This is a genomic window from Pedobacter miscanthi (assembly GCF_032678605.1).
GTDB classification, from domain to species: domain Bacteria; phylum Bacteroidota; class Bacteroidia; order Sphingobacteriales; family Sphingobacteriaceae; genus Pedobacter; species Pedobacter miscanthi_A.
The window spans coordinates 18,038-30,276 of sequence record NZ_JAVTSU010000016.1; the positions used below are offsets into that span (position 1 = coordinate 18,038).

Genomic DNA, 12,239 nt, shown 5'->3' on the forward strand with positions numbered 1-12,239 from the left:
TTTTCGTCATCTCGACTGAAGCGCGGCGAAATGGAGAGATCTTTAAACCATATTTAGTGAATAGATTTCTCGGCTACGCTCGAAATGACGATCAATCTACTCCATCTCACATTTTACATCATTCTACCCCGATATCGCATTAATAATATCGTATTGCGTAATAATTTCAATCTTGCCGGTTTCATCTTCAACTAATACTGCTGAGTTTTCTTTATTGATCAATGATGAAATTTTATCAATTGATGTGTTTAAATCAACAAATGGGAAAGTAGCTGTCATAATTTCTGAAATTGGCGCAGATTTTAGTCCCGGATTTTCCAATAATGCACTTAAAATATCACTTTCCGCAATTTTACCAACAATCATACCTTGTTGTGTAACCGGAATTTGAGAAATATTCATCGATTTAATGGTATTTATCGCCTCAAGCACTGATTTTTCGGCATCCAAAGTTACAATCTCTGTGTTTTCTTTTTTAGCAAGAATAGATTTAGCTGTTAATTTTTCATCCTGCAAAAACCCACGTTCACGTAACCAATCTTCGTTATACATTTTGCCCATGTAACGGCTACCATGATCATGGAAAATTACCACTACTACATCTTCTGGCTTTAATTTATCCTTTAACTGAATTAAGCCCCCTAATGCAGCACCAGCTGAATTACCTACAAAAATACCTTCTTTGCGGGCAATATCACGCGTCATTAAAGCAGCATCTTTGTCTGTAACCTTTTCGAATAGATCAATTACATCAAAATTTACGTTTGCAGGAAGAAAATCTTCCCCTATACCTTCGGTGATATATGGATAAATTTCATCCTTATCGAATATGCCTGTTTCCTTATATTTTTTAAAAACAGATCCATACGTATCAATTCCCCAAACCTTAATGTTCGGATTTTTTTCTTTTAAGTATTTTCCAGTTCCAGAAATGGTTCCACCTGTACCCACGCCAACCACTAAATGTGTAATTTTACCTTCAGTCTGCTCCCAAATTTCCGGACCAGTTTGCTCGTAATGTGCCTGCGAATTGGCTAAATTATCGTATTGGTTAGGCTTCCATGAATTCGGCACTTCACGCTCTAAACGCGATGAAACTGAATAATAAGAACGTGGATCTTCAGGCTCAACATTTGTAGGACAAACAATTACTTCAGCACCAAATGCACGCAGGGCATCAACTTTTTCTTTTGATTGTTTATCAGTAGTGGTGAAAATACATTTATAGCCTTTAATTATGGCGGCCATAGCCAGTCCCATGCCTGTATTTCCTGAGGTTCCTTCAATAATTGTTCCTCCTGGTTTTAACTTACCGCTTTTCTCGGCATCTTCGATCATTTTAACCGCCATACGGTCTTTAATCGAGTTACCTGGATTAGTAGTCTCTATTTTCGCCAGGATTGTTCCCGGAACACCTTTTGTAATCGTATTCAATTTTACCAAAGGCGTATTGCCAATCGTTTCTAAAATATTATTGTACCACATCCTGCAAAATTAAGCAAAGGCATTAAGTATTTTATAAACTATATTTTATTTGAAACAAAATTTCGAAAATTAAAATTTAATAGAATTTAATTGCATAATCTATAATTATGATGGGCATTATAGATTGATTATTGGGCGAAATGCAATTTCGGATAATGGGTTCGCCATTGCAAGTTTTAATCTAATAATGTAAACATCAATGCGAATGTCGTATCGGTATGGATTATTTTTTTCCTACTGCACATCCTTGCCTCGGCTACCGATGGAAAATCGGTACAGGTCCGCCGCTGCCGATTGGCCTTTCTTTTTGCTGTCAAAAAGACAGCAGAGCTAGCTTCAACACAATTAAAAAAACAGGAACAAGTGAAAAAACAAAAAACACCGGTTGAAAATTTATTAGGCCGGACTTAAGTAGAACGTGGGTACAGCGCTTTGGCCTAGCTAAGCGTAAACTCATGGATAAAATAAGTACCCGTTATTATATAGTTACCAAAAAATATCAATAACAATGTAATAAAATCTAATATTTAGCTCAATTATACCAACTTATAAATCTTACCCGGCAAGGAAACAATGATTGCCTGCATTTCTAATGTGAGGATTACAATAGATAGTTTACTCTGCTGGATATTTAACTGAATGCAAAGCTCATCGATAGAAAGCTGGCCATTTTGTAAAGCTTCTACCACTTTTTCTTCGTTAGGCGTAAGACTTAAGCGTAAAGTAGTTTGAGATGCTTTTTTCTTTTCCTGTACTTCATCATCCCATCCTAAATAATAAATCAGATCGTGTGCATTGTTGATTAGCCCTGCCCGATTGGTTTTGATCAGAAAATTACAGCCTTCCGAAAAAACATCATTTGTTCTGCCGGGAAAAGCATACACATCTTTATTATAAGAATTGGCAATTTCGGCGGTGATTAACGCGCCACCTTTTATTGAAGCTTCTACCACAATAGTGGCGTCGGCAATGCCTGCAATAATCCTATTTCTTTGTGGAAAATTTTGTCTGTCGGGGTTTGTGAGGATTGGAAATTCAGTAAGTAAAGCTCCATTTAATACCATGTTTTGAGCGGTGGTTTTATGGATTTTTGGATACAAACGATCTAATCCATGCCCAAGTACCCCTACAGTAGAAATATTGTTGGCTAAACATTCTTTATGGGCAGTTACATCGATCCCATAAGCAAGGCCACTCACCACAAGCACATCATAAGGGGCTAAAATTTCGCATAATTCTTTACAGAGATTTTTCCCGTAGGCAGTTGCATTTCTTGTACCCACAATGCTAATGATGCGCTTATGGTTTAAATCTGCTGTTCCTTTTGCATAGAGTAAAATTGGTGCATCGAAACAGTTTTTTAAACGTTTGGGGTATTTTTCATCCGAAAAAAACAATACCTCGATTCCGTGTTTTTCCACAAAATCCAATTCTTGTTGCGCCCTTGTTAAGGCATTAGTAGCCCGTATAGCCTCAATTGTTTTCTCGCCAATGCCCGGAATTTGCAGAAGTTGTTTTTTTGATGCCGAAAATATATTTTCGGCATTTCCACAATAAGCAAGCAGGTTTTTGGCTGTTATGGGGCCAATAGATTTAATAAAGGTTAAGGCAATTTTGTGCAGCGTGCTCATGTTTTGTAAGGTTAAATAAATGCGGGATGATTTATTTCCTTAAAGCAAGCTTAAAAATCAATATCAATTAAACTTTTCAGTGGAATATGAATGTTATTTTTAAGTTGTATGTATTTTTCAGTAACAGACCAAACGGTGGTATCAACCCGTTTGGGGCCAATGGTGGTATTAAATGTAATAACAGCTTTCGATTTAAATTCGTTCCCAAGCCGCTGTGCTTCATCAAGCTTTGTTTTTAATTCAATGGTATGGTCTTCTTTTGCATTAATGATGTTTAAATAACTAATGTGTTCCTTTTCTATAATTTCTATTGGCATGGTGTCTCTTTAACGATTAATGTTAAACAAGCTTATCAATTTTTTATAAAAAATGCAACTCTTATTTATTCATTTATTGTAAATTAATACATTAAAAAAGGCCGGTTTCGAACTACAAAACTGGCCTTTTATGTATTAATACCTGTAACTACTTAAATTTCAGCTTTCGTGTTTCAACCATTCCTTTAAATTCATGATCCATTTTAGCAGAAACATCATCAAATTGGTTTTTCGATAAAGGTGAGGTACTGCTAATTGTATTGTTTTTAATTAAAGAAGTGAAATTACCATTAGCAGTATAATATAAAGCTTCAGCCAGCATTTTTTCCGCAGGGTCGCCAAAATCTCTGGTTACATCATCGGCCACATCTTTATCAACGGTCATACCATCAAAATACCCTCCTTGGTTTAACTGGTTTCTGGTTTCAAACTGGGGAATATATAAATCGCTTTTATCAATACGGATAGAGAAAAACCCAACCGGTTTTCCATAAGTTTTTTTACCAACCAATTTAACATCTATAACCGGCTTTAAATTATTAATCAATAGTTCACTTGCCGAGGCTGTACCGCTTGTTACAATAAAATATACCCTTTTTAAACCATTAAGTGTGCCTCGTTTAGCAAAAACCTCCTGGTTTCCGGCCGCAATGGTTGGTTTATATGAATAATCAAAATAAGAAAAAATTTCGGGCTTGCCATCTCTGCCAGGAGCATAAAACTTCTGATTCTGAAGAATGGTAGCCATCTGATCCTGCATGGTTTTAGTCCAGTATGTGGTGTACATTACTTTACCATTTTGAGAGGAAGGAGCAATTAAGTTGGTGAAATTCTCTGATGTTTGTACAGAACCACCCCCATTATAGCGTAAATCCACAATCAATTCGGTAACACCATTGTTTGCAAATTGCGTAAATGCATCATCCAGTAACTTTGTTGAATTAGTGGTAAAACTATTAAACACAATATAACCTACTTTTTTAGAACCTACAGCATACGTGTTGGTATAGAGGATAGGATTGATGTTATAACTCGCTTTGCTGATGGTTACATCCTGAACCGTTTTATCAGGCTTAACGATCGTCATGGTAACTGTTGCATTCGAACCGAATATGGCATTTACTACATAGTCTAAACCGGCATCACTGGTATTGATATTATCACTATTACCATTAATTTTGGTAATCTGGTAACCTCTTTTTAAAGCTTGGTTAGCTGCAGGAGAATTGGCGTAAACATACTTAACCCTTAAATCGTTTGTTCCGGCAAAAAACACCGAAAAACCAAAATCACCACCAACACCACCTAATTCTCCAGCCACAGTACCATCATCTAAAAAAGAGTATTTATCCTTACCACCGTTACTTGATAAAGCCCTTATGGCCGTAACCACCTGCTGACTACTGGCATACTTGCGCGGATTAAAAGTATCGTAACCTGGCATGCCAATATTCCAGTAATAAGTTTGTTTAGCATACAAAAAGATCGAATCTTTTGTCAGCAATGAACGATCTGTAGTTTTGGTTTGCAAAAAATTTGTTTCAACAACGCCATTCTCATCAGGGTTAGAACTGCTTTTTTTACAAGAAAAAGTAAAACATACAGCCACCATCAAAAAACACAAAAAAATATTTTGTGCATTAAACTTTTTTAACATACTCTATTTGTAAATTTCTAGTGACACAATATACGGCAAATTAATTAATTTAGATTGTTGCTCATCAAAATTATTTGCACCAACAACTAACGCTTTGTTAGCCGGTAAATTATTGTTGTTTAGTATGTTCTGAAAAATTTCTGATTTAGGCAGATTCAGTTCTTCGGTAAAATAAACGGTGAGGTATTGTTCCAAACCATTCCACTCGGTTTGTTTGATTTTATTGAGTTGCTGTTCCGGATTTCCGGCTGTTACAATAACAATCAGCTTGCGGTCTACAACCAATTCCTGCATAAAATCGAGCATGTTCTTATACAACAATAGCTTTAAAGGTAAACGGGCATTTTGATGCAAAAGATCGAAATTATGTTTGTATTTTTCATCAATCCCAAATTGTTTTGCCGTTTTTTCGAAAAGTTCTGCTGATCCGGCTTTCTCATATTCAGTTTGCATAAAGCTGATGATGGGCTGCGCATTTTTTTGTTCCGTATATTCTATAAACTGGGCAAACAGATAATAAACCTGTAGCAGATAATCTTTCTCTGGAAAAAGTACATCGTCCAATTCAAAAATAATGAGCTGTTTATCTTTAACGTATTGATATGCATCCATATTAAATAGTGAAAAGTTTTAGGTCATCCGTATTATTATAGCCAAATACACCATTAAATGAAGGAGAAAGTTTTTTCATGTCTGCATTTTCTTCACTCGAAAAAATATGATCACCATGGATAAATACAGCGAAATGCCGGAAAATAGCTTTTTCTTTGTTGATATAATTAGTAATTATATCAGCATCGGGTAGTAAAACCTGAATACCATATTCTCCAAAAAGTACGGCAGATTTAGCCAGTGGTTCAATTTCATAATCATGCAAAGGGATGATGCAATCTATCGCTTCTGTAATGCAAAAATTGAGTAAAATATGTGCTATGCTATCTTTATTTAATAAGCCTAATGATGAAAAGGCATATTTTTCTGTAATGATACCCGGCACATCGCCATAATCGGCGAGTAAAACAAAATGGCTGGGGAATGCCTTCATTAGTTTTAAAGCTTTAGCATTGTTTCCGCCTGTAATGAGTATTTTCAAGATATAATTATTGAATGAATAAATTAGTGAATGATTGAATGTATTTTTCTATTTCCTCAAATCGTGTAAGCCTTTAATCTTAGCTTTTATACGATTAAACCGTCTTTCATACTCACTACCCTGTCGCTGGTTTTTGCCAGGTGTTCGTTATGGGTAACAATTACAAAAGTTTGGTGGAAATTATCGCGCAGGGTTACAAACAACTGATGTAATCCGGCTGCATTTTCTGAATCCAGGTTACCTGAGGGTTCATCTGCCAGTATGATGGATGGATTGTTGATCAGTGCTCTTGCTATGGCTACGCGCTGCTGCTCGCCACCTGATAACTGATTGGGTTTATGCTGCGCCCTGTCTTTCAATCCAAACAAATCTAAAAGCTCCAAAGCCCTGGTTTCGGCTTGCTTTTTATTCGTTTTCGCAATAAATGCCGGAATGCAAATATTTTCAATCGCACTAAACTCAGGCAACAAATGGTGAAACTGGAATACAAAACCAATATTCTGATTACGGAAAGTACTTAACAGGTCGCCGCTGAGTTTGTTAATTACGGTGCCTTTTAACTCTACAGCACCATCATCTGGTTTATCCAATGTGCCTAAAATATGCAACAAAGTACTTTTCCCTGCGCCAGATGGCCCAATAATACTCACAATCTCCCCTTTTTGCACTTCAAAATTTACACCTTTTAAAATTTGCAAATTTCCGTACGATTTTCTTATTCCAGTGGCTTTTAGCATGGTTCAAATTTAGTAAAAAAGGTTAAAGACTAAAGGTAAAAGCATAAAGACGCAAGGTAAAAGCATTAAAGACTAAGGTAAAAGCATTAAAGACTAAAGGTAAAAGCATAAAGACTAAAGATAAACCAGAAAGGCCAATCGTGAAAAGTTATACCCTTAAAATCTGTGTAATCTCTAAATTTATGCAATCATCTCAAAAGGAATAAAATAATTTTGGAAATATCAATTATCTATTTAACTTTGAAAAACAAAGCACTTTTAAAATGAGCAATCAGGAAGAACAATTAAATGCCTTAAAAGATATCAGACAAATGATGGACCGGTCGTCTAGATTTATCTCATTAAGTGGCCTATCAGGTGTTTTTGCCGGTGTTATTGCTTTAATCGGTGCTTATTTTGCTAACGACGAAATTAACAAGTATACAAATAAGCGTGGTTATGGCTATGGTGTTGATGGAGAGATGGATCTGGAGTTTAACCTGATTAAACTGGGTGTTTTTGTATTAATAATAGCTTTGGCTGGTGGCGTTTTGTTCACTTATAGAAAAAGTCAGAGAAATAACCTTCCAATATGGGATAAAACTTCGAAATCACTTCTGATTAACCTATTTATTCCTTTAGCTGCTGGCGGTTTGTTCATAATTGCCTTATTAATAAACCACCCCAATACTTATAGCATAATTGCACCGAGCTGTTTAATTTTTTACGGTTTAGCGCTCATTAATGCCAGCAAATTTACCTATAGCGACATCCGCTATCTGGGTTTTTGCGAAGTAATTCTTGGCTTGATTTGCATGTTTTATGTGGGTTACGGATTAATTTTCTGGGCTTTTGGTTTTGGTATATTACATATTGTTTATGGTCTTTTAATGTATTTTAAATATGAGAGAGGTCAGTAAGGATGAAAAACCCGATAGCAGATTTAAATAAAATATTCGATAGCCGGATCAGGCTTGGCGTAATGTCTATGCTTGTAGTAAACAACGAAATTGGCTTTAACGACTTAAAACAGATGCTCGAATTAACAGATGGTAACCTGGCCTCGCACCTGAATACCTTAGAACAGGCTGAATTTATTAAGGTACATAAGGGTTTTATCGGCCGAAAAACCAGTACCACCTACTCTATCACCGCTTTAGGCAAACAAGCTTTTAAGGCTCACCTGGATGCACTTGAAAAAATGATAAAAAAGCTATAAACTATTTTTTTTGATTATTTACTTTGAAACGCAAAGCACTTTTAAAAATGAAAAAAGAAACAAAACGCCTGATTATATGCACTGGTTTAAAAAGTGCACTGGCATCTTTTCTATTTGGTACAATATTATTAATAGTGCTAATTATTATGCAACAAAGCATTTCAATATATATTGGATTTTCTTATGTATTGATAGCTGCCCTGCTTAATCTAATCATACTGTTTGCAATTATTATCTCGGTATTTATTAACAATGATTATCAATGGAAAGCACTTTTCACTTTAATAGTCATGCTCTTAAACATACCAATCGTTTTCTTATACCTCAGAATATTCATGTACGGTTTTCAAATTAACATTAACTAAAAAATTATAAAATGAAAAATAAATCAAACCTCCTGCTACTTTCCGCCTTGTTGGGCGGTCTGCTATTTACCTTTTTGTTTTGGAAAGAACGATTAGCCCTTAATTTAGTCATTTATAGCATTTACCTGTTGATCATTACTTTTATCAACCCAGATGTAGTAAAAAGCACCAAACTCAAAATTTATGGGCTGGCGCACTTACTGGCTGCAGTGCTGGTGCTTATTAATAATTCTGATTTATCAGTGGCTACCTATTACATCAGTTTATTGATGTTTGTCGGCTTTGCCCATAATCAACAAATCAGGACGGTTTTTACAGCTTTGGTAGCAGCGCTTTTACAGGTTCTTACGATTCCTTTTAATGCCATACAACATTTAAGTAAGGTAAGTATTGGTAATTTTAAGCTAAAACCGCTGTTTACGCTGATTAAATACATTTTTATCCCGGTAGTCATCGTAACCATATTTGCCTGTTTATACGCAGCAGCCAGTAACGTTTTCGCCCATTATGCAGAAGTAATGCTCACCAATGTTGGTAATTTTTTCGATAACCTGCTTCATTTCTTTTTCAAGGATTTAACTATCGGACGCATTATGCATTTCTGTTTCGGCTTGGTTTTAACAAGCGGTTTATTGCTGGCATTTTTTGATAAAAGCCTCGAAAAAGCAGAGCTGAAATGTAAAGAACAATTGGTACGGATCAGAAGAAGCTTAGGTCAGAAAACAATATGGTACCATATCGTACAAACATTTACTGGCAACCTGTTAACAAGGAAAATGGCATTAAAAACAGAGTATATCGTGGGTATCATTTCGTTTGCCGCGCTTAATCTGCTATTGCTGATGTTAAATGCCATCGATATTACCACCCTTTGGTTTGGCTATGAACCTTCAGGCAATTTTTCGGGGGAGTTGCATCAGGGTACCAATTCGTTAATCTTTAGCATCGTGATGGCTATGGCAGTAATCCTGTATTATTTCAGGGGAAACTTAAACTTTTACCACAAAAGCAAAACATTAAGGTTATTAGCCTATACCTGGATGGTTCAGAATTTTATCCTGATCATATCGGTATACATCCGTGATGGTTATTATATCGAATTTCATGGTTTAACCCATAAACGGATTGGCGTACTGGTATTTGCCACCCTTTGTATCATTGGTTTGGCAACGGTTTATTTCAAGGTGGCCAAACAGAAAACCATATTCTATCTTTTCAAGGTAAACGGAAATATCTGGTTTGCGCTGTTGCTGACTTTTACCCTCATCAACTGGGATGTTTTAATTGTAAAATATAATCTAAACCATGTTGATGCTGTTTCTATTGATCCTTATTATTTAACCTCTTTATCAGAAAAAACACTCCCTTTTCTAGATAAAAACAGGGCAAAGATTCATCCTTCTACCAATAACGACTCGGAAGTTGCCAAAGTAGACCAGCCAGAAGAAGCATTAATGAGGAAATTAGACCAACGGATCGGCTATTTCAAAGCGCGTTACAAAGAATCAAGCTGGTTATCGTGGAATTTACAGGACTGGAATACCGCTGAATATTTTGGATTGAATAAATAAATGCAAAATGGATACAAGATATAATATAATAGCCATGGCTTTGGCATTAATTGCATTAGCCTGGTTCATTTTGTACCGTACTGTTCACAAAATTTTCTATCTACACATCGACTGAAGTATAAGCTAATTAACTAATATCATGAAAACACAAACCTCAGCATATTGGACCAATCATTTCTTAACTAACAGCAAAATCAATAGGATTGATTGGACACTTAAGCCGGAAATTTCGGATTCAGAAAAACAAAATATCCTAAAGTCGCTACAGGCCTGGCAGCTTGGCGAAACATCAGAAGGAAAACATTTAATCAATGCTTCAAAAAAATATGCAAAAACCATCAATGATGAAGAATACCTGGAGGCTGTTAAACTTTTTATTAAAGAAGAGCAAAAACATGGTAACAACTTAGGTAAATACCTTGATTTAATTAAAGAAAAAAGAGTTAAAAAAGATTGGGGCGATACACTTTTCAGGAAAATAAGATATTTCAACACAAACATGGAGCTTTGGACAATCGCCGTAATCACCGTAGAAAGCGCTGCACAAATATTTTATCAAGCGCTAAAAGATGCCACAAATTGCACTTTGCTCAAACAAATCTGCACCGATATCTTAATTGACGAAGCTGCTCACATTACTTTCCAAAGAGAACGTTTATATATCATTTTTAATCAAAAAAGTGCTTTCTCGAAATGGATTGCTTACCATGCCTATTCTTGTTTCTTCATTTGTACCAGTTTGATGGTTTGGTTTGCACATAAAAAATTATTCAAGGCCGGTAAATTAAATTTTAACAGATACATGCAAAAAATGAAGTTCAAACTGACCAGAGTGGCAGGTAAGGATATTTTATTTGAAGATAAAGAAGTTAGTAAATCTACAATGAAAATAAATCAAAGTCTTATATAATTAACCGCTCAACACCTCCAACTCTGGTTGGATTTCCCCGGTGCAAATGGTATGGGGGAAAATAAAAACTTAATTATTTAATCTTATATTAAAACATAAAATCATGAAAATTCAGGAAACATTGAGTTCAGGCAAATTAAGAATCATTGTTATTTTAACAATAACAGCAACAATATTGGCTATTCCTTTAATAGCGATGCAATTTACCAACGAGGTAAAATGGAATTTTGCCGATTTTGCAACCGCAGGTACTTTGTTACTGAGCACAGGTTTGGCCATTGAGTTGGTGATTAGAAATTTAAAAACCGGCACCTTAAGAACAATCATACTGGTTGCTATTTTGCTGGCACTGTTTTTAATCTGGGCAGAATTGGCAGTTGGCATCTTCGGAACACCGTTTGCAGGAAGCTAACATTTTTAATAAATATCGATTTCCATTACAAGTCTCAGCAGAAAATGAAAAAGATTATAAAAAAGTCTATTTTTAGTTAACTGTAATTCAAATTAACGACAATGAAAAAAACAATCTCAACAGCTTTATCTGGCATAATTATATTGGCTACAGCTTGTAATGAAGAAAGTAAAACCATTTCTACAAATCAAACCAGCACCACGGTTACTAAGTATCAGCCTAAAGTTCAATATGGTTCGCCGATTATTGTTAACAAAACAAATATCCTGCTGTATCCTCTAAAATTAAATAGAAATGATGATAGCGACAGCTATAAGAGAGAAGCAAATACTAATCATTGGAACTTCATCTTTTATAATATTACTTCTGGTAAAAGCGAACTATTAACAAAAGAAAGGATTATTATCAATTCTTTCAATATTGGCAATGCAGAAAAAGGTAGTAATCATCAGGCAACCCTATCTGATCAGTTTATTTATTATAACATTACAGATTCTGACTATGATGGAGATCAAAAACTAACAAGTAAAGATCCTCACAAACTTTACCTTTCTAATCTGGAAGGGAAATCTTTTACAAGGATATCTCCGAATAATTACAACCTGGGCAGCTGGGAAATTGATGATCAACATGACTTAATATTAATGGATTTAATAAAGGATGTGAATGGCGACAAAGAATTTAATGAGAAAGATGAGGTTGAGTATTTTATTTATAATTTAAAAACGGGGATTATAAAAGCTGTTTTCGATCAGAAGTTTAAAGATGAAGTTAAAAACTTAGCTAAAAAAGTATTATAAAAACAAGCACAAATCACACATTAATTTTAAAAAATCGAGTGAGATAAACAATGTTTAAACAAA

Annotated in this window: 13 protein-coding genes; 6 read left to right on the forward strand and 7 right to left on the reverse strand. The window is 35.1% G+C overall.

The features are described 5' to 3' along the window. Positions 1-123: 123 nt before the first annotated feature. The 7 genes from R2R28_RS21645 to R2R28_RS21675 form a co-directional block, all read right to left on the reverse strand. Entirely contained in the window at positions 124-1,485 is a 1,362-nt protein-coding gene (locus tag R2R28_RS21645) for a pyridoxal-phosphate dependent enzyme (protein ID WP_316827743.1), read from the reverse strand. 536 nt (positions 1,486-2,021) lie between these two features. Next, complete coding sequence (dprA, locus tag R2R28_RS21650; RefSeq protein ID WP_316827744.1) at positions 2,022-3,116, reverse strand: DNA-processing protein DprA; 1,095 nt, start codon at positions 3,114-3,116, stop codon at positions 2,022-2,024. A 50-nt stretch (positions 3,117-3,166) separates the two neighbouring features. After that, on the reverse strand, positions 3,167-3,433 hold the full coding sequence (locus R2R28_RS21655) for a hypothetical protein (RefSeq protein ID WP_316827745.1): 267 nt from the start codon (positions 3,431-3,433) through the stop codon (positions 3,167-3,169). Between the two features lie 148 nt (positions 3,434-3,581). Continuing rightward, entirely contained in the window at positions 3,582-5,090 is a 1,509-nt protein-coding gene (locus R2R28_RS21660) for a S41 family peptidase (protein WP_316827746.1), read from the reverse strand. A 3-nt stretch (positions 5,091-5,093) separates the two neighbouring features. Beyond that, positions 5,094-5,702, reverse strand: coding sequence for an HAD family hydrolase (locus R2R28_RS21665; RefSeq protein WP_316827747.1), 609 nt, complete (start codon positions 5,700-5,702; stop codon positions 5,094-5,096). Position 5,703: 1 nt separating this feature from the next. Then, positions 5,704-6,183 carry a hypothetical protein gene (locus tag R2R28_RS21670; protein ID WP_316827748.1) on the reverse strand — a complete coding sequence of 160 codons (480 nt, stop codon included), beginning with the start codon at positions 6,181-6,183 and terminating at the stop codon, positions 5,704-5,706. A gap of 86 nt (positions 6,184-6,269) precedes the next feature. After that, complete coding sequence (locus tag R2R28_RS21675; protein WP_316827749.1) at positions 6,270-6,920, reverse strand: ABC transporter ATP-binding protein; 651 nt, start codon at positions 6,918-6,920, stop codon at positions 6,270-6,272. Between the two features lie 263 nt (positions 6,921-7,183). On the opposite strand from R2R28_RS21675, the gene R2R28_RS21680 reads away from it, so the two are divergent. The 6 genes from R2R28_RS21680 (at position 7,184) to R2R28_RS21705 (ending at position 12,176) form a co-directional block, all read left to right on the forward strand. Continuing rightward, positions 7,184-7,819, forward strand: coding sequence for a hypothetical protein (locus R2R28_RS21680; protein ID WP_316827750.1), 636 nt, complete (start codon positions 7,184-7,186; stop codon positions 7,817-7,819). 2 nt (positions 7,820-7,821) lie between these two features. After that, positions 7,822-8,118 carry a winged helix-turn-helix domain-containing protein gene (locus tag R2R28_RS21685; RefSeq protein ID WP_025142943.1) on the forward strand — a complete coding sequence of 99 codons (297 nt, stop codon included), beginning with the start codon at positions 7,822-7,824 and terminating at the stop codon, positions 8,116-8,118. A 376-nt stretch (positions 8,119-8,494) separates the two neighbouring features. After that, positions 8,495-10,054 carry a DUF4173 domain-containing protein gene (locus tag R2R28_RS21690; protein ID WP_316827751.1) on the forward strand — a complete coding sequence of 520 codons (1,560 nt, stop codon included), beginning with the start codon at positions 8,495-8,497 and terminating at the stop codon, positions 10,052-10,054. 139 nt (positions 10,055-10,193) lie between these two features. Continuing rightward, positions 10,194-10,964: a ferritin-like domain-containing protein gene (locus tag R2R28_RS21695; RefSeq protein WP_316827752.1), complete on the forward strand. Its 771-nt coding sequence runs from the start codon at positions 10,194-10,196 to the stop codon at positions 10,962-10,964. A gap of 103 nt (positions 10,965-11,067) precedes the next feature. Then, complete coding sequence (locus tag R2R28_RS21700; RefSeq protein ID WP_316827753.1) at positions 11,068-11,376, forward strand: hypothetical protein; 309 nt, start codon at positions 11,068-11,070, stop codon at positions 11,374-11,376. Between the two features lie 101 nt (positions 11,377-11,477). After that, entirely contained in the window at positions 11,478-12,176 is a 699-nt protein-coding gene (locus tag R2R28_RS21705; RefSeq protein WP_316827754.1) for a hypothetical protein, read from the forward strand. Positions 12,177-12,239 lie beyond the last annotated feature (63 nt).